We start from the raw sequence: 17,277 nt of genomic DNA, 5'->3' as shown, positions 1-17,277 counted from the left end.
CCCGGCCTCACCCCCCCGCCCCGGCCCCCCCCCCCCCCCCCGGGGGCTTGCCGGGCGGGCCGGGGCGGCCCCGGCGGCGCGCCCCCCCCCGCGGGGGCGGGGGGCCGGGGGGGCGGGGGCCCCCGGCCGGTGCCTCCGGCCGGGGCCCCGCCGGGCCGGGAGCGCCGCTCACGCGAGCCCGGGACCGCGCACCGGGATCGAGGTGAAGGTCGGCTGCGGGGCGGGGTCCTGGAAGAAGTCGTTGCCCTTGTCGTCCACGACGATGAACGCCGGGAAGTCCTCGACCTCGATCTTCCAGACGGCCTCCATGCCGAGCTCCTCGTACTCGACGACCTCGACCTTCTTGATGCAGTCCTGGGCGAGGCGGGCGGCCGGGCCGCCGATGGAGCCGAGGTAGAAGCCGCCGTGCCGGGCGCAGGCCTCGGTGACCTGCTTGCTGCGGTTGCCCTTGGCGAGCATCACCTTGGAGCCGCCCGCCGCCTGGAACTGCTCGACGTAGGAGTCCATGCGGCCGGCCGTGGTGGGCCCGAAGGAACCGGAGGCGTAGCCCTCGGGGGTCTTGGCCGGGCCGGCGTAGTACACCGGGTGGTCCTTCAGGTACTGCGGCATCTCCTCGCCGCGGTCCAGCCGCTCCTTGATCTTGGCGTGCGCGATGTCGCGGGCGACGACGAGCGGGCCGGTGAGCGACAGGCGGGTCTTGACCGGGTACTTGGTCAGCTCGGCGAGGATGGCGTCCATCGGCTGGTTGAGGTCGACGCGGACGACGTCGCCGTCCGACTCCAGCTGCTCGTCCGTGGTGTCCGGCAGGAAGCGCGCCGGGTCCTTCTCCAGCCGCTCCAGGAAGACGCCCTCGGCGGTGATCTTCGCGACGGCCTGGCGGTCGGCGGAGCAGGAGACGGCGAGGGCCACCGGGCAGGACGCGCCGTGCCGGGGCAGGCGGATCACGCGCACGTCGTGGCAGAAGTACTTGCCGCCGAACTGCGCGCCGATGCCGATCCTCTGGGTGAGCTCGAAGACCTTCTCCTCCAGCTCCTTGTCCCGGAAGCCGTGGCCGAGCGGCGAGCCCTCGGTCGGCATGTTGTCCAGGTAGTGCGCGGAGGCGTACTTGGCGGTCTTCAGCGCGTACTCGGCGCTGGTGCCGCCGACGACGATCGCCAGGTGGTACGGCGGGCAGGCGGCCGTGCCCAGCGAGCGGATCTTCTCCTCCAGGAACCTCATCATGGAGGCCTCGTTCAGGACGGCCTTCGTCTCCTGGTAGAGGAAGCTCTTGTTGGCGCTGCCGCCGCCCTTGGCCATGAACAGGAACTTGTAGGCGTCGCCGTCGGTCGCGTACAGCTCGATCTGGGCGGGGAGGTTGGAGCCGGTGTTCCTCTCCTCCCACATGGTCAGGGGAGCCATCTGCGAGTAGCGCAGGTTGAGCTTGGTGTATGCGTCGTAGATGCCGCGGGACAGGGCCTCCTCGTCGCGGCCGGCGGTCAGCACGTTCTGCCCGCGCTTGCCCATGACGATCGCGGTGCCGGTGTCCTGGCACATGGGGAGCACGCCCGCCGCCGCGATGTTCGCGTTCTTCAGCAGGTCCAGCGCGACGAACTTGTCGTTGGCGCTCGCCTCCGGGTCGTCGACGATGCGCCGCAGCTGCGCCAGGTGCGCGGGGCGCAGGTAGTGCTGGATGTCGTGGATGGCCTCCTCGGCCAGCTTGCGCAGCGCCTCCGGCTCCACCTTCAGGAACGTCCGCCCGTCCGGCCCCTCGACCGTGGAGACACCCTCGGAGGTCACCAGCCGGTACGGGGTGGTGTCCTCTCCCGTGGGGAGCAGATCGGTGTACGCGAACTCAGGCATCTCGCCCATTCCTCACTCGACAGACGGCGACCGCCTCCTCCGGCGGGCGCCCACCAGCGTAGAACCTGCCCGCGGCGGCGTATTTGTGAGGTTGTCCTCAGTGGGTCTGGTCGCGATCTATCGCGTTTCGGTACGCTGCCGTCGTGGACCTTCAGAAGCAGACTCCGCCCGCCGCCTCCGAGCTGCGCGCCTCCGACGCCGACCGCGACCGCGTCGCCGACATCCTGCGCGAGGCCCTCGCCGAGGGCCGGCTGACCGCCGAGGAGCACGCCGAGCGGGTCGAGGGGGTGCTGAGCGCCAAGACCGTCGGCGAGCTGGACGTCCACATACGGGACCTGCCCGCCGCGCACGCCCCGCGCCCCGCCCCGGCCCCCGGCCGCCCCCCGGCCGGCGTGATCCCCGCGGACCCCGACGACACCGTGGTGGCGGTCCTCAGCAACGCCGTCCGCAGGGGCCGCTGGCGCCCGGGGCGCCGGATCCACGTGTACGCGGTCTTCGGCAGTGTGGAGATCGACCTCAGCGAGGCGCTCTTCGAGCACCGGCAGGTCGTCGTCAAGGTGTTCTCGGTCCTCGGCAACGTTGAGGTCCGCGTCCCGGAGAACGTCTCGCTGCGCGGCATGGGCGGCGGCGTGCTCGGCAACTTCGAGGTGCACACGCTGGATTCGGCCGAACCCGAGGCCCCCGTCGTCTACATCGACGGCTGGGCGGTGCTGGGCAACGTGGAGGCGCGGCCCCGGCGGGGCCGGATCGTCGCGGACATCCTCGACCGGGTCCAGCGCACGGTCGACAGGGGTTTGCGCAAGCGCCTCGACCGTTGACGGTTGTTAATTCGATCATTTACGGAAACATCCGGTGGTGATCCGGTCAGCCGATGGGGGTGCCCGGCGGCCGCCGGGACCGGCGGTCGGAAACTCAGTGCATAGGCGCGCGTACAGCGGGTAGGGCTTGCTGCATCGTCTCTCGCTCGCGAAGCCGTCGTCAGGAGTAGACCGTGCTGCAACCGCCGCATTCGTCCCTGCAGGTAGCTGCCGTTCCGGCCCAGCGGGTGCCAGCGCGAGACCGGGACCAGGACGCCCCGTGGCACACCGAGGCGGTGTGCCGGCGCGACGAGGCCGGCCTGTTCTTCGCGCCCTCCAAAGAACCCACCGCCGCCCGGCTCTCGCGCGAGGAGGCGGCCAAGCGCGTCTGCGCGCGCTGTCCGGTGATGGTCGAGTGCCGCGAGCACGCCCTCCTGCAGCCCGAGCCGTACGGCGTCTGGGGCGGCCTCACCGCCGCCGAACGCCGCGTGGTCCTCGCCCGGCGCCGTCGCCGCGACGTGGAACTGAAGAAGGCGGCCCGGGCGGCGGGCCGCATAGCCGCGGCGGGCTGATCCGCCCCGGCCCGAGGCGGGGCGCCCCCGTTGCACCGCAGGCGCCCCGTCGCCGCGCGGCCGCCGGCGCTACTTGGCCCGGTCGAAGTCGATCGCGCTGTACGCCCGCAGCTTGCTCAGGCGGTGCTCGGAGTCGATCCGCCGCACCGTCCCCGACTTGGACCGCATCACGATGGACGAGGTCGTGGCGGTCTCCGACCGGTACCGCACCCCGCGCAGCAGCTCACCGTCGGTGATGCCGGTCGCGGCGAAGAAGACGTTGTCGCCGGAGACCAGGTCGTCGGTGGTCAGCACCCGGTCCAGGTCGTGCCCGGCGTCGATCGCCCGCTGCCGCTCCGCGTCGTCCTTGGGCCACAGCTTGCCCTGGATGGTGCCGCCCAGGCACTTCACGGCGCAGGCCGAGATGATGCCCTCCGGCGTGCCGCCGATGCCCAGCAGCAGGTCGATGCCGGTGTCCTCGCGCAGCGCCAGGATGGAGCCGGCCACGTCGCCGTCGGAGATCAGCTTGATCCGGGCGCCGGTCTCCCGGACCTCCTCGATGAGGCCCTCGTGGCGCGGCCGGTCGAGGATGCAGACCGTGACGCCCTCGGGCGTGGACCGCTTGGCCTTGGCGACCCGGCGGATGTTCACGGACACCGGCGCGTCGATGTCCACGAAGTCGGCCGCCTCCGGCCCGGTCACCAGCTTGTCCATGTAGAACACGGCCGACGGGTCGAACATCGACCCGCGCTCCGCGGCGGCCAGCACCGCGATCGCGTTCGGCATGCCCTTGGCGGTCAGCGTGGTGCCGTCGATCGGGTCGACGGCGATGTCGCACTCGGCTCCGGTCCCGTCGCCGACGCGCTCCCCGTTGAAGAGCATCGGGGCCTCGTCCTTCTCCCCCTCGCCGATGACGACGACGCCGTTCATCGAGACGGTCGAGACGAGGGTCCGCATGGCGCGCACCGCGGCACCGTCGGCGCCGTTCTTGTCGCCGCGCCCGACCCAGCGGCCCGCGGCCATCGCCGCGGCTTCGGTCACCCGGACGAGTTCGAGGGCGAGGTTGCGGTCGGGAGCCTCGGAGGGGACGTCGAGCTCGGACGGCAAGTGGTGGTGCTCGGTCATCGGAGCGCACCTTTCTGTACGACGACGGCCGGATGAGGGTGTTGTCGTCCGACTCTATCGCCGGGCAGACAAAATGAGCAGGGGACCCCACGGATGAGCGCTCCGGCGACCTGCGACGATAGAGAGCGTGGCAGGCACGAACGGCAAGCAGAAGACGGCGCGGGACATGGTCCTCTCCATGGTGGTCATCGTGCTCGTGGGGCTGGTGATGTACCTCTTCATCCCGCACGACGACCGGGCCCCCGACCTCAAGCGGGTCGACTACCGCGTCGAGCTGCTCACCGCGCGCCGCGCCGCCCCCTACCCGGTGGCCGCGCCCGAGGGCCTGGCCCGGGACTGGAAGGCGACCTCCGTCCGCTTCCGCGGCGACGAGCACGACGCCTGGCACCTGGGCTTCCACGCCCCCGACGGCGAGTACGTGGCGGTCGAGCAGTCCACGCAGAAGCCGGCCGCGTTCATCGAGGAGGCGAGCCAGGGCGCCCGGGAGACCGACGTCACCCAGGAGCTCGGCGGCCGCACGTGGAAGCGGTACGAGGGCGGCCGCTACGACGCCCTGGTGCTGCAGGACACGGACGACTCCACGACGGTGGTGACGGGCACGGCGTCGTTCGACCGGCTGGCGGCGATGGCGGCGGCGCTGAAGCTGGAGTGAGCGCGCCCCGCCCCCGGCGCACGGACACGACGAAGGCCTCCGGCGATGTGCCGGAGGCCTTCGTCGTGCGCGGGGCCCGGGGCGTCCCGGGCCCGGGGCGTCTCAGACGGTGGTGACGACCTGCTCGTAGGCCAGGCGCGGGGAGCGCGGGTACCAGGCGTCCGGGCCCGGCTTGCCGATGTTGACGATCATCAGCGGGGTGTGGTCGTCGTCCAGGAACTCCTTGCGGACGCCCTCGAAGTCGAAGCCGGTCATCGGCCCGGCGGCGAGGCCGGCGGCGCGGACGCCGACGATGAAGTACGCGGCCTGGAGCGCGGCGTTCAGCGTGGCGGCGCTCTCCCGGGCCGGGCGCTCGGCGAAGAAGGCGTCCTTGGCCTCGGGGAAGTGCGGGAAGAGGTGCGGCAGCTCCTCGTGGAACTCGTTGTCCGCGGACAGGATCGCGACCAGCGGGGCGGCGGCGGTCTTCGCCCGGTTGCCCTCGGCCAGGTGCCCGACCAGGCGCTCGCGGGCCTCGGGGGAGCGGACCAGCGTGATGCGCAGCGGGGACTGGTTGAAGGCGGTGGGGCCGTACTTGACCAGGTCGTAGATCGCCTGCACCTGCTCGTCGGTCACCGGCTCGTCGGTGAAGGTGTTCGCGGTGCGCGCCTCGCGGAACAGCAGGTCCTGGGCGGCGGGGTCAAGAACGAGGGACATGGAGCAACCTTCGTCAGGGATCGACTTTGCGTTCCCGACGATACGCCGAAGAAGTTCAAGCTTCAATCAAAAGGGGGGTGTGGTGATCCGCTTCACAGCCCGCGCGGCCGGACCGCGGCCTACTCCCCGTCCTCGTCCCCGGCGTCCGCCGTCTCCTCCTCGGCCAGCGCCGCGTCCAGCCGGGCCCGCGCCCCGTCCAGCCGGCGCCGGCAGATCCGGGCCAGCTCCTCGCCCCGCTCCCACAGCGCGAGCGCCTCCTCCAGCGTCGTACCGCCGGCCTCCAGCCGCCGCACGACCTCGATCAGCTCGTCCCGCGCCTGCTCGTACCCGAGCGCCTCGGCCACGGCCGCCGTCTGCTCCACCTCGCTGGTCATCCCCTCACCCTATGCGTCGACTCGTACGGAGAACTCGCCCTCGGCGACCCGGGCGCGCAGCGCCTCGCCGGCCGCCACCTCGCCGGGGGCGCGGACCGCCTGGCCGTCGGCCCGCTGCAGCACGGCGTACCCCCGCCGCAGGGTCGCGGCCGGAGAGAGGGCCACCACGCGCGCGTGCGTGTGCGTCAGCTCGGAGTCGGCGCGGTCGAGCGCGTGCCGCAGGGAGCGCCGGCCCCGGTCGAGCAGGGACGCCACCTGCTCGGCCCGCTCGTCGACCATCCGGTGCGGGTCCTCCATCGAGGGCCGGGCGAGCGCGTGGGCCAGGCCCCGCTCCTCCCGCTCGACCAGCGCCTCCACGCAGCGCCGCGCGCGGTCCCGCAGCAGCCGTACCCGCTCGTACTCCTCGCCGACGTCCGGCACGACCTTCTTGGCGGCGTCGGTGGGCGTCGAGGCGCGCAGGTCGGCCACGTGGTCCAGCAGCGGGTTGTCCGGCTCGTGCCCGATCGCGGACACCACGGGCGTACGGCAGGCCGCCACGGCCCGCACGAGCTGCTCGTCGGAGAACGGCAGCAGGTCCTCCACGCTGCCGCCGCCGCGCGCCACGATGATCACGTCCACGGCGTCGAGCTCGTCGAGCTCCTTGACGGCCTGCACGACCTGCGGCACGGCGTGCACGCCCTGCACGGCGACGTTGCGCACCTCGAAGCGGACGGCGGGCCAGCGGCGCCGGGCGTTCTCCAGCACGTCCCGCTCGGCGGCCGAGGCGCGACCGCAGACCAGGCCGATCAGCCGCGGCAGGAAGGGCAGCGGCTTCTTGCGCTCCGGCGCGAACAGCCCCTCGCGCGCGAGGGCCTTCTTCAGCTGTTCCAGCCGCGCGAGGAGCTCCCCGACGCCCACGGGCTTGATCTCGGCGGCCCGCAGCGACAGCTGCCCGCGCGGGGCGTACCACTCCGGCTTGGCGTGGACGACGACCCGGGTGCCCTCGCCGACGACGTCGGCCACCGCGTCGAACACCTGCCGGTAGCAGGTGACGCTGACGGAGACGTCGTACGACGGGTCCCGCAGCGTCAGGAACACCACCCCGGCGCCCGGCCGCCGCGACAGCTGCGTGATCTGCCCCTCGACCCAGACCGCGCCGAGCCGGTCGATCCACCCGCCGATCAGCCGCGACACCTCGCCGACGGGCAGCGGGGACTCGGGGGACGTGTTGACAGCCATGCGCCCGAGCGTAACGGCCGCCGCCGACAACGGGACCCGCGCCGGCCCGCCCCGCGCGGCGCGGATCATCCGCCCCGCGCGGGCCGGCACCCGTGCGGGGCGGCCCGCCGCCCGCCTCCCCGGAGCGCCGCGGCACGCGATCTTCGACCCCCCGACGCGGCCTTACGATGGGTGCCATGACCGCTTCGTCTGGCCGCCGTGTCCTGCTCGCCGCCCCCCGGGGCTACTGCGCGGGTGTGGACCGCGCCGTGATCGCCGTCGAGAAAGCCCTGGAGCAGTACGGGGCTCCCGTCTACGTCCGGCACGAGATCGTCCACAACAAGTACGTCGTGCAGACCCTGGAGAAGAAGGGCGCCGTCTTCGTCGAGCGGACGGAGGAGGTGCCGCCGGGCAACATCGTGATGTTCTCGGCGCACGGCGTGGCCCCCGTCGTCCACGAGGAGGCCAGGCGCGGCCGGCTCGCCACCATCGACGCGACCTGCCCCCTGGTCACCAAGGTCCACAAGGAGGCCGTCCGCTTCGCCAAGGAGGACTACGACATCCTCCTGATCGGCCACGAGGGCCACGAGGAGGTCATCGGCACCTCCGGCGAGGCCCCCGACCACATCCAGCTGGTCGACGGCCCCGAGGACGTCGCCAAGGTGGAGGTGCGCGACCCCTCCAAGGTGGTCTGGCTCTCCCAGACCACCCTCTCCGTCGACGAGACCATGGAGACCGTCGACGCCCTGAAGGAGAAGTTCCCGCAGCTGGTCTCCCCGCCCAGCGACGACATCTGCTACGCCACGCAGAACCGCCAGCTCGCGGTGAAGCAGATGGGTGCCGAGGCCGACCTGGTCATCGTCGTCGGCTCCCGGAACTCCTCCAACTCCAAGCGGCTGGTCGAGGTCGCCAAGCTCGCGGGCGCCCGCGCGGCGTATCTCGTGGACTTCGCCGACGAGATCGACGAGGCCTGGCTGGAGGGCGTGGCCACGGTCGGCGTCACCTCGGGCGCCTCGGTGCCGGAGGTCCTGGTCGAGCAGGTGCTGGAGTGGCTCGCGCAGCGCGGCTTCGAGGACGTCGAGATCGTGAAGGCCGCCGAGGAGTCGATCACCTTCTCGCTGCCCAAGGAACTGCGCCGCGACCTGCGCGAGGAGGCGGCGGCCCTGGTGGCGGAGCGCGGCGGAAGCGGCTCCGGGCCGGCATCCGCGGAGTGACCGCCGAGCGTACGTCGTACCGTGGGGCCATGCAGATCTTCGGCGTGGACATCGGCGGATCCGGGATCAAGGGCGCTCCCGTGGACCTGGACAGGGGCGACCTCGCGCAGGAGCGCCACAAGGTGCTCACCCCGCACCCGGCCACGCCGGACGCGGTGGCCGACGGCGTGCGCGAGGTCGTCGGGCACTTCGGCTGGACGGGGCCGGTCGGGCTGACGTTCCCGGGCGTGGTGACCGGCGGCGCCCTGATCCGTACGGCGGCGAACGTCGACAAGAGCTGGGTCGACAAGGACGCGCGGGCGCTGTTCGCCGAGCGCCTGGGCGGCCTGCCGGTCACGGTGGTCAACGACGCGGACGCGGCGGGCGTCGCCGAGATGCACTTCGGCGCGGGACGCGGCAGGCGGGGCACGGTCGTCGTCCTCACCTTCGGCACCGGCATCGGCAGCGCCGTCTTCGTCGACGGCACCCTCGTCCCCAACACCGAGCTGGGCCACCTGGAGCTGGACGGGCACGAGGCGGAGAAGCGCGCCTCCAGCAAGGTCAAGGAGGACCGCGACCTGACGTGGGAGCAGTGGGCGCACCGCGTCCAGCGGTACCTCGCCCACGTCGAGATGCTCTTCTCCCCGGAGCTGTTCATCATCGGCGGCGGCGTCAGCCGCAAGGCCCACAAGTTCCTGCCCCACATCGAGGGCATCGAGGCGGAGATCGTCCCGGCGCAGCTGCAGAACAACGCGGGGATCGTGGGGGCGGCCATGCGGGCGGCCGAGAGGGAGTAGGAGGCCGGGGCCCGGGGCCGGGGCGGGACCGCCGGCCCGGGAGCCCGGGGGGACACGGGCGGCGCGGGCGGGGCTCAGGCCGCCGGGCGCTTCCCGGCGGCCCGGCGCCTGACCAGCCGGATCCTGCGGACGAGCACGATCGCGCCCGTGACCAGGGTTCCCCCGTACAGCCATCCGGCCTCGGTGGCCAGCGCGGTGACGAACCCCATCAGCCGGCCGCCGGCCCCGTCCCCGCTCCCGGCCACGGGCAGCAGCCCCACGGCGAAGGCGATCGGCGCCACCACGGGCGCGGCCGCCAGGTCCCCCCGGCGCACCCACACCGCGGTCAGCACGCACACCGGCAGGAACAGCACCCCGTACGCCGTCGGCGACGCCCCGAACAGCACCCGGTCGAGCACACCGAGCACGCACATCGCCACCGCGCAGAACAGAGCCGCGCCCAGCCCGGTCAGCCGCGGGCCGGGCATCCGCCGTCCGGCCCGCGCCACGGACGGCCCGGACCGCCGCCGCACCACCGGCAGACGGGACGCCGCGCCCTCACGCGCCGCACCGCCGCGCGCCGCGCCCTCACGCGCCGCACCGCCGGGCGACGCCTCGCCGCGGGTCACCGGCCCGGCCGCCCGCGCGGACCGCTCGGGGCGCGGGGGCCGCACGAGCCGCCCGGCTCCGCGTCCGGCGGCACCGCCTCCGCCCCCACGCCCGGTCACACCGCCGCTCACGCCCCCGGCCCCGGCGCTCCTCCGCACGGCCGAGCCGCCCGCGCCCTTCCCCGGCGAGCCGTCTCCCCCGGCGCCCCGCCCCGCCGGGCCGCTCCCCGCCGGGCCGCTCCCCGCCGGGGGACCGCCCGTCCCCCTTCCGGCGCCGCCGGTGTCCGTCCGCCGCCCCTGCGGAGGCAGCGGGGGCCTGCCACGTCGCGGTCCGTACTGTGCGGGTCGCGTCCTGTGCTGTTGCTCCATCGGACCAACTTAGGTCGGTCAATATGCCCAATCGGCTCTCGGACACGCCGTCGCGCGAAGCTCGCGGAGCCCGTCCCGGCATCCGGCACCGTGCCGGGCCGGGCGCGGGCACCCCGTAGACTGGTGGATCGGCCCCCGTCCGGGCCCTCCGCATCCTCACGTACGGGAAGTCGCAACGTGTCGCTCACGATCGGAATCGTCGGTCTGCCGAATGTCGGCAAGTCGACCCTGTTCAACGCCCTGACCAAGAACGACGTGCTGGCGGCCAACTACCCGTTCGCCACCATCGAGCCGAACGTCGGCGTGGTCGGCGTCCCCGACGCCCGGCTCGCCAAGCTGGCCGAGATCTTCAAGTCGGAGCGGATCCTCCCCGCGACGGTCGACTTCGTCGACATCGCGGGCATCGTCCGCGGCGCGTCCGAGGGCGAGGGCCTGGGCAACAAGTTCCTGGCGAACATCCGCGAGTCCGACGCGATCTGCCAGGTCATCCGCGCCTTCAAGGACGAGAACGTCGTCCACGTCGACGGCAAGGTCTCGCCCAAGGACGACATCGAGACGATCAACACCGAGCTGATCCTCGCCGACCTCCAGACGATCGAGAAGGTCCTGCCCCGGCTCCAGAAGGAGTCGCGGATCAAGAAGGACGTGGCACCGAAGGTCAAGGCCGTCGAGGAGGCCAAGGAGATCCTGGAGAAGGGCGACACCCTCTTCGCCCACGGCGTCGTCCAGGGCAGCGAGCGCGCCGAGCTCCTGCACGACCTGCACCTGCTGACCACCAAGCCGTTCCTCTACGTCTTCAACGTCGACGAGGACGAACTCGTCGACGAGGACTTCAAGAACGAGCAGCGCGCCCTGGTCGCCCCCGCCGAGGCGATCTTCCTCAACGCCAAGCTGGAGGCCGACCTCGCCGAGCTCGACGAGGACGAGGCCCTGGAGCTGCTGCAGTCCGTCGGCCAGGACGAGCCGGGCCTGGCGACCCTGGCCCGCGTCGGCTTCGACACCCTCGGCCTGCAGACCTACCTGACGGCCGGCCCCAAGGAGTCCCGCGCCTGGACCATCAAGAAGGGCGCCACCGCCCCCGAGGCCGCCGGTGTCATCCACACCGACTTCCAGAAGGGCTTCATCAAGGCCGAGGTCATCTCCTTCGACGACCTGGTGGAGGCCGGCTCGGTCGCCGAGGCCCGCGCCAAGGGCAAGGCGCGCATGGAGGGCAAGGACTACGTGATGCAGGACGGGGACGTGGTGGAGTTCCGCTTCAACGTGTAGCGGGTGACGTGGCGCCACGTCGCTGACCCGGCAGACACGCAGCTCGCAAGGGGTCTGACTCTTCGGGGGCAGACCCCTTGATCTTTACCGTGCTGGACAGGTGCGGGATTCTCCGACCTCCCGTCATCCGTCGTCGCCCCCCCTCTCCGTACCGTGCCGGATTCGTGCCGGATGCCGACGGACCGAGCGGACACACGAGCCCGCGTGCCGTGCGCCGGGGAGCCGACCCGGCCGGCCGGGCATCCGGCGCGCGTTCCTCACCTGGCCTCCGCCCGTTGCGGAAACGAATCTCCGCCCGCCCGGCGTTGTCGGTCCCCGATGCGTCGGCGGGAGGCCGCCGAGCCGGCGCGGAGCGCGGTGCCGGCGGTGTCGCCGATGCGTTCCTCCGGGTCCCCGGCCGAACCCGGCGTGCGGCTTCCACCGCACCGGGACCGGGCCCTCGGGTCAGGTGCGCAGGTGGGACGCGCCGTTGAGGTCGACGACGGTTCCCGAGGCCCACGCCGCGGCCGGGGACGCGAGGAAACGCACAGCGGCGGCGATCTCCTCCGGGGTGCCGACCCGCCCGAACGGGCTTTCCGCGCGCAGGCGCTCGCCCTCGGGGCCGGACAGTTTCGCCGTCTGCCGTTCGGTGGCCACGAATCCGGGCGCGACGGAGGTGACCGCGATGCCGTGCGGGGCCAGTGCCACGGCCAGCGACTGGCCGAGGGCGTGCAGCGCCGCCTTGGTCGCCCCGTAGGCGGGGAAATCCGGTTCGCCCCGGAACGCGCCGCGCGAGCCGATGTTCACGATCGCACCGCCGGCGCCCCGGCCGACGAGGTGGCGGGCCGTGGCCCAGCTCAAGTCGGCCGCGCCCAGGAGGTTGACGTCCACCATCCGCCGCCAGACCTGCTGCCAGTGCGCCAGGGGAGTCTGCGCGATCGGATGCCGGGTGTCCGCCGCGGGCGCCACGGCGGCGTTGTTCACCAGCACGTCCACCGCGCCGAGCGCGGCCACCGCCTCGGCCACGACCCGCTCGGCCGCGCCGGGTTCGCCCAGGTCGGCCTGGATCAGCGTGTGTCCGGTGCCGGGCAGTTCCCGCAGCGTCCGTTCGGCGTCCGCGCGGCGGCCCGCGTACTGCACCGCGACCCGGTCGCCGTCGGCGGCGAAGGCCTTCGCGACGGCGCGGCCGATGCCCCGCGATCCGCCGGTGACCAGTACGCCCCTCATCGGGCGAACACCATCGACTCGTCACGGAAGGACTTGAACTCCAGAGCGTTGCCCGCGGGATCACGGAAGAACATGGTCCACTGCTCACCGGGCTCACCGGGAAAGCGAAGATGCGGCTCGATGTCGAATCGCACCCCGGCGGCTCGCAACCGCTCGGCGAACCGGTGGAAGTGCCGCTCGTCCAGCAGCAGACCGAAGTGCGGGATCGGCACCTGGTGCTGCCCCACCGAGCTCGTGCCGGCCGGCCGCGGCGCCGTCGGCACGAGGTGGGTCACCAGCTGGTGGCCCTCGAGGTTCCAGTCCACCCAGTGGTCGGTGCTGCGTCCCTCGGGCAGGCCCAGCACCTGTCCGTAGAAGCCGCGGGCGGCGACCAGGTCGTCGACCGGGATGGCCAGGTGGACGGCGGGTCGGTGCGACATCGGGGGTCCCCTCCCGTGGGCTGCGGTGACCGCAGCAGCGTGACCGAGGCGATGTCCCAATGTCAACATTAGGATATGTATCCCGACGGGCTCCGGACGGTGCGGGCTGGCGCCGACGATTGTCCGGATGTCAACCTTGGTTCCATGTCATCCGCACTGCCGAGGGCAGCCAGACGCGGGCTGGCCGACGAAGCCGCCGACCTGGTGCGCGCGGCCATCTTCGCCGGCCATTTCCCGCCCGGCGCCGCACTGCGCGAAGTGGAGCTGGCCGAACACCTCCAGGTCAGCCGTGGTTCGGTCCGGGAAGGGCTGGCCCGGCTGGAGCGCGAGGGGCTGGTGCGCGGCGGCTGGCACCGCAGCACCACCGTCATCGAGGTGACGGCCGAGGACGTCCAGGAGGTCTACGCGCTGCGGGCCGCGCTGGACCGCCTGGCCGCGACCACCGCGCGGCGGGCCGCGAGCGCGGAGCACCTGTCCGAGCTGGATCGGCTGGTGGCGGAGATGACGGCCGAGATCGCCGACGGCGGCGACGCCCACCGGCTGGTGGCGCTGGACATCGCCTTCCACGACCAGATCTACCGCGCCGCCGGGAACGGCAGGCTCATCACCGCCTGGGAGGCGATCCGCTCCCAGGTGCACCTGTTCCAGCTGCGCCGCGTCGACGCCGCCTACGACCACTACCGCGCGCGCGTCGTCGGCGAGCACCGCGAACTGGCCGCTCTCCTGCGCTCCGGCGACAGCCGGACACTCGCCCGCCGGGCCGAGGAGCACGTGGACTGCGCACGACGCAGCCTGCTGGCCGGCTTGCCGGCCCGCGCGGTGACGGAGCGGGCCGAGGCGTCCGGCCACCGCTGAGGGCGCCGTGCACTCGCGCAGCTGTCGGCGCAGACGGGCCGCCCGCGCGCCCGCGACACGGCCGAGGAGGACCCTTCCGGCCCGGCCCGTGCGCCCGGGAGCGACCACGGTCCGAGGGCGATCCGGGTCGTGCCGGCCGACCGGCCCAGGGGGCGGAACCAGTCCCGGACCGACCGGGCCGCGGTTGTCCAGGGTGCGCTGTTCCCAGGTGAAACGCGCCCCCTTTCACCCGTAGGACAGGGCGGTGCGCGGCTCTAGCCTCACACGCATGGACACCGACAAGGATCTCGCCGTCGAGAACGCGCTGGGGGGTTTCCTCCGTGCGCGGCGTGCCCGCCTGCGCCCCGAGGACGTGGGCATTCCCGTATCCGGCCGCCGCAGGGTGCCCGGTCTGCGCCGCGAAGAGGTGGCCGCGCTCGCGGGGGTGAGTTCCGACTACTACACGCGTCTGGAACAGGGCCGCGAACGCCACCCCTCCCAGCAGCTGCTCGAGGCCGTGGCGCGGGCGCTGCGGCTGGACGACGAAGCGGTGGCCCACCTGTACCGGGTGGCCGGCCCCACCACCCGCCGGACGCGCCGCGCCGCGCGCGTCGAACGCGTCGCCCCGCACCTGCGGCGGCTGCTCGGCACGTGGAGCGACACGCCCGCCCTCGTCCTGAGCCCCGCATTGGACCTCCTGGCCCGCAACCGGCTCGCGAGCGCCCTCTACGCCGATTTCGCCCAAGCCGACAATCTGCTGCGCATGACGTTCCTGGACCCGGTCGCGCGGCGCTTCCACCGGGACTGGGACCGGGCCGCCCGGTCGGCCGTGGCCACACTGCGGCGGGCGGCCGGCATCGACCCCGACGACCCGCGGCTGAGCGAGATCGTCGGCGAACTGTCCCTGAAGAGCGACGACTTCTGCGCGCTGTGGGCGCGCCACGACGTGCGCACCAAGACGAGGGAGGCCAAGCTCTTCCACCACTCCCAGGTCGGCGACCTGGAACTGCACTACGAGTCCTTCACCGTCAACAGTGCCCGCACCCAGCAGCTCGTCGTCTACCAGGCCGAGCCGGGCACCCCCTCCGCCGACGCCCTCGCCCTGCTCGGCTCCCTCAGCGCCGGTCCCGTGTCCGCACGGGACGCGGCGTCGGGCGCCGTCTCCGGCTGAGGGAGGGCCGGCAGGGTGGTCGAGCGGCGCAGCCCCTGCTGGACGCGGCGGTCGCACCAACCCGCGTGGGCGCCGGCGCGCCGTCCCCGACGGACCCGGCCTCCTTCCGGATCCGGCGGGCCGGTGAGACCGCCGGCAAGGGGGCCCGGTGACCGGGGACCGCGGCGGGCCGAGGGCTTCGAGCCGTGGGACCGCCCTCCGTGCCAGGGCGGGGCAGCGCCCGCTGCGCCGGTGACGGGACAACGTCTAGGTTGGGGTCATGAGCGACAGCACTCCCTTGGGTGAATACCTCAGGGCACGGCGTGAAGCCCTCAAACCGCAGGACGTGGGCCTGCCGGCGTACGGGCGCAGGCGGGTGCCGGGGCTGCGCCGCGAGGAGGTCGCCATGCTCGCGGGCGTGAGCTCCGACTACTACATGCGCCTGGAGCAGGGCCGGGAGGCCGGCCCGTCGCCCCAGACGATCGACGCGATCGCCGCCGCCCTCCGCCTCGACGACGAGGCACACGACCACCTGCGCAGACTCACCCGGACATCCCGGGAGCGCCGCAGCGCTCCCGCCGGTCACGACAGGATCCATCCCCAGCTTCTGCAGCTGATCGACAGCTGGCCCGGCACCCCCGCCTTCATCCTGGGACCGGCCCTGGACGTCCTGGCGCACAACGCGCTCGCCGCGGCCCTGCACAGCGGATTCCAGCGGTTCGACAACCTGGCCCGCATGGTCTTCCTGGACCCGGCCGGGCGTACCTTCTACCGGGACTGGGACAAGGCCGCCGGCTCGTGCGCGGCCGAGCTGCGCGCGGCCTACGGGCACGACCCCGACTCCCCGCGGATCACCGAGGTCGTCGACACGCTCTGCGCGAAGAGCGCGGAGTTCGCCGGGCTGTGGGCACGACACGAGGTGCGGGGCAAGACCCAGCAGGCGAAGCACCTCGCACATCCCGAAGTGGGCGCTCTGGAGATCCAGTTCTCGGCCTTCACCGTCGGCGGTGCCCCGCATCAGCAGCTGGTCGTCTACCAGGCCGAGCCGGCGAGCCCCACCGCGGCCGCCTTCGCCGAACTCCGGTCCGGCGTCCGAGCAGGGGAATCCGCACAGATGGTGCGGGAGGAGTCCGGTCCGGCTCCCGGCGGCACCCGACCTGCCGTGTGACCCGCCCGTGGAAGCGGCACGCGGGCGCCCGGGGGAGCGTCCCGCTGTCCGCGCGGGCCGATGGCACCGCCCGGTGCGGGAGGAGGCGGGGACGGCGAGCGGCTCGGGCACGGCCGGCGGCCGAACGCACGACGACCCCGCGGACGTCGATGCCGGCGGGGGGAGCGACGGCCGAGGGCGGCCGGCGTCGCGACGGCCGAGGCCGCGGCCGTGATCCTGCCGCGCGGACCGGCGGCGCGCGGACCGGGGAGCTCGGGAACGGCCCGGCCGAGGGGGCCCGGCGGCAGACGACTCCGGCCGGCGCCGCGGCTTCGCCCCGTGTTCTCCCGCCCCTGCCCACGGGCATCCTCGTGATGGCCCATCCCGCGGGACGGGCGCGCTCACCGCGACGTCGGCCGCCCGCTCCGGGCACCGGTGCCCGGAGCGGGCGGCCTCGACGGGGAGTCCGTGCGCCCTGTCAGCCGCGCGACACCATGCCTTTCCGGCGGACGCGCGGGTCGCCCTCGCGGTAGAGCACCAGGTGCTCGTGGAAGAGAACGCCGTCGCGGATGTCGCCGGTGGCGGTGAAGCCGGTGTCGTCGACGTAGTCGATGTGGCTGCCGGTGACGGTGTACCGGCCGGTGTAGGCGCTCCGGCGCTCTCCGCGGGCCTCGTCGTAGCGGCCGTCCGGCAGCAGTTCCTGGCGGATGAAGCCGTCCGCGGTCACCCACACGCCGACGTACGGGTGCGGGTCGCGGGGCATGTCGTTGCTGGTCATGGCTCCACTCTTGGACCCGCGACGGGAGGAAGCCAGGCCGTCCCCTCCCCAGGTGCGGGCTTCCCGGGGGCCGTGCACCCACGATCGCGAGCGGGACGGCGCGGCGGCACGAGGGGACCGGCCGGACGGGCCCCCGGACGCGGTGAACCCGGAACGTGCCAGGGCCGCGGCCGTGGACCGCCGGGACCTCGCCACCGCCGAGCGCCGGCTCCCGCTCGTCGCTCCCGCGCCGGCAGGGCCGTTCCGCGGGGGCCGCCGCGGGCAGCGGGGCCGACCATGGGTGCCGCGCACCCGGGAACGCAG

18 protein-coding genes are annotated in these 17,277 nt (G+C 73.5%); 9 read left to right on the top strand and 9 right to left on the bottom strand.

Annotation, left to right across the window (positions count from 1 at the left end):
- Positions 1 to 168: 168 nt before the first annotated feature.
- Positions 169 to 1,848, bottom strand: a complete 1,680-nt coding sequence (locus tag ACIBAI_RS27740; protein WP_399038427.1) for a fumarate hydratase — start codon at positions 1,846 to 1,848, stop codon at positions 169 to 171.
- A 134-nt stretch (positions 1,849 to 1,982) separates the two neighbouring features.
- Between ACIBAI_RS27740 and ACIBAI_RS27735 the strand changes: the two genes are divergently transcribed.
- Positions 1,983 to 2,657: a DUF1707 domain-containing protein gene (locus ACIBAI_RS27735; protein WP_399038425.1), complete on the top strand. Its 675-nt coding sequence runs from the start codon at positions 1,983 to 1,985 to the stop codon at positions 2,655 to 2,657.
- A 173-nt stretch (positions 2,658 to 2,830) separates the two neighbouring features.
- A complete protein-coding gene (locus ACIBAI_RS27730) occupies positions 2,831 to 3,208 on the top strand; it encodes a WhiB family transcriptional regulator (RefSeq protein ID WP_344605735.1) in 378 nt (125 codons plus the stop codon).
- 69 nt (positions 3,209 to 3,277) lie between these two features.
- Here ACIBAI_RS27730 and glpX read toward each other — a convergent pair whose 3' ends face one another.
- Positions 3,278 to 4,312 (bottom strand): class II fructose-bisphosphatase, encoded by a 1,035-nt coding sequence (gene glpX / locus ACIBAI_RS27725; protein WP_399038423.1) that lies wholly within the window; start codon positions 4,310 to 4,312, stop codon positions 3,278 to 3,280.
- A gap of 127 nt (positions 4,313 to 4,439) precedes the next feature.
- On the opposite strand from glpX, the gene ACIBAI_RS27720 reads away from it, so the two are divergent.
- Positions 4,440 to 4,964 carry a DUF4245 domain-containing protein gene (locus ACIBAI_RS27720; protein WP_399038421.1) on the top strand — a complete coding sequence of 175 codons (525 nt, stop codon included), beginning with the start codon at positions 4,440 to 4,442 and terminating at the stop codon, positions 4,962 to 4,964.
- Positions 4,965 to 5,066: 102 nt separating this feature from the next.
- On the opposite strand, the gene ACIBAI_RS27715 is transcribed toward ACIBAI_RS27720, so the two are convergent.
- The 3 genes from ACIBAI_RS27715 to xseA form a co-directional block, all read right to left on the bottom strand.
- Entirely contained in the window at positions 5,067 to 5,657 is a 591-nt protein-coding gene (locus ACIBAI_RS27715) for a malonic semialdehyde reductase (protein WP_399038419.1), read from the bottom strand.
- Between the two features lie 119 nt (positions 5,658 to 5,776).
- Positions 5,777 to 6,031: an exodeoxyribonuclease VII small subunit gene (locus ACIBAI_RS27710; protein ID WP_399038417.1), complete on the bottom strand. Its 255-nt coding sequence runs from the start codon at positions 6,029 to 6,031 to the stop codon at positions 5,777 to 5,779.
- A gap of 9 nt (positions 6,032 to 6,040) precedes the next feature.
- A complete protein-coding gene (xseA, locus tag ACIBAI_RS27705; protein ID WP_399038415.1) occupies positions 6,041 to 7,249 on the bottom strand; it encodes an exodeoxyribonuclease VII large subunit in 1,209 nt (402 codons plus the stop codon).
- 167 nt (positions 7,250 to 7,416) lie between these two features.
- Here xseA and ACIBAI_RS27700 point away from each other — a divergent pair, with 167 nt between their 5' ends.
- On the top strand, positions 7,417 to 8,442 hold the full coding sequence (locus tag ACIBAI_RS27700; protein WP_399038413.1) for a 4-hydroxy-3-methylbut-2-enyl diphosphate reductase: 1,026 nt from the start codon (positions 7,417 to 7,419) through the stop codon (positions 8,440 to 8,442).
- Positions 8,443 to 8,471: 29 nt separating this feature from the next.
- Positions 8,472 to 9,218: a polyphosphate--glucose phosphotransferase gene (gene ppgK, locus ACIBAI_RS27695; RefSeq protein WP_399038412.1), complete on the top strand. Its 747-nt coding sequence runs from the start codon at positions 8,472 to 8,474 to the stop codon at positions 9,216 to 9,218.
- A 74-nt stretch (positions 9,219 to 9,292) separates the two neighbouring features.
- Here the strand turns inward: ppgK and ACIBAI_RS27690 are convergent, their stop codons facing one another.
- A complete protein-coding gene (locus ACIBAI_RS27690) occupies positions 9,293 to 9,871 on the bottom strand; it encodes a DUF6542 domain-containing protein (RefSeq protein ID WP_399038410.1) in 579 nt (192 codons plus the stop codon).
- A gap of 480 nt (positions 9,872 to 10,351) precedes the next feature.
- Between ACIBAI_RS27690 and ychF the strand changes: the two genes are divergently transcribed.
- Entirely contained in the window at positions 10,352 to 11,440 is a 1,089-nt protein-coding gene (gene ychF, locus ACIBAI_RS27685) for a redox-regulated ATPase YchF (protein WP_399038408.1), read from the top strand.
- A 444-nt stretch (positions 11,441 to 11,884) separates the two neighbouring features.
- Here the strand turns inward: ychF and ACIBAI_RS27680 are convergent, their stop codons facing one another.
- Positions 11,885 to 12,646 (bottom strand): SDR family NAD(P)-dependent oxidoreductase, encoded by a 762-nt coding sequence (locus tag ACIBAI_RS27680; RefSeq protein ID WP_399038406.1) that lies wholly within the window; start codon positions 12,644 to 12,646, stop codon positions 11,885 to 11,887.
- Entirely contained in the window at positions 12,643 to 13,065 is a 423-nt protein-coding gene (locus ACIBAI_RS27675; protein ID WP_399038404.1) for a VOC family protein, read from the bottom strand. Before ACIBAI_RS27675 ends, ACIBAI_RS27680 begins: the two co-directional genes overlap by 4 nt.
- A 144-nt stretch (positions 13,066 to 13,209) precedes the next feature.
- Here ACIBAI_RS27675 and ACIBAI_RS27670 point away from each other — a divergent pair, with 144 nt between their 5' ends.
- From ACIBAI_RS27670 to ACIBAI_RS27660, 3 genes are all read left to right on the top strand, one after another.
- Positions 13,210 to 13,920, top strand: coding sequence for a GntR family transcriptional regulator (locus ACIBAI_RS27670; protein ID WP_399038402.1), 711 nt, complete (start codon positions 13,210 to 13,212; stop codon positions 13,918 to 13,920).
- A gap of 268 nt (positions 13,921 to 14,188) precedes the next feature.
- Complete coding sequence (locus tag ACIBAI_RS27665; protein ID WP_399038400.1) at positions 14,189 to 15,070, top strand: helix-turn-helix transcriptional regulator; 882 nt, start codon at positions 14,189 to 14,191, stop codon at positions 15,068 to 15,070.
- A 259-nt stretch (positions 15,071 to 15,329) separates the two neighbouring features.
- Positions 15,330 to 16,217, top strand: a complete 888-nt coding sequence (locus ACIBAI_RS27660; RefSeq protein WP_399038399.1) for a helix-turn-helix transcriptional regulator — start codon at positions 15,330 to 15,332, stop codon at positions 16,215 to 16,217.
- A gap of 457 nt (positions 16,218 to 16,674) precedes the next feature.
- On the opposite strand, the gene ACIBAI_RS27655 is transcribed toward ACIBAI_RS27660, so the two are convergent.
- Entirely contained in the window at positions 16,675 to 16,974 is a 300-nt protein-coding gene (locus ACIBAI_RS27655) for an Atu4866 domain-containing protein (RefSeq protein ID WP_399038397.1), read from the bottom strand.
- Positions 16,975 to 17,277 lie beyond the last annotated feature (303 nt).

This window comes from Streptomyces sp. NPDC051041 (assembly GCF_044456065.1).
GTDB lineage: Bacteria > Actinomycetota > Actinomycetes > Streptomycetales > Streptomycetaceae > Streptomyces > Streptomyces glaucus.
This window is presented reverse-complemented; position numbering and strand designations above follow the sequence as displayed.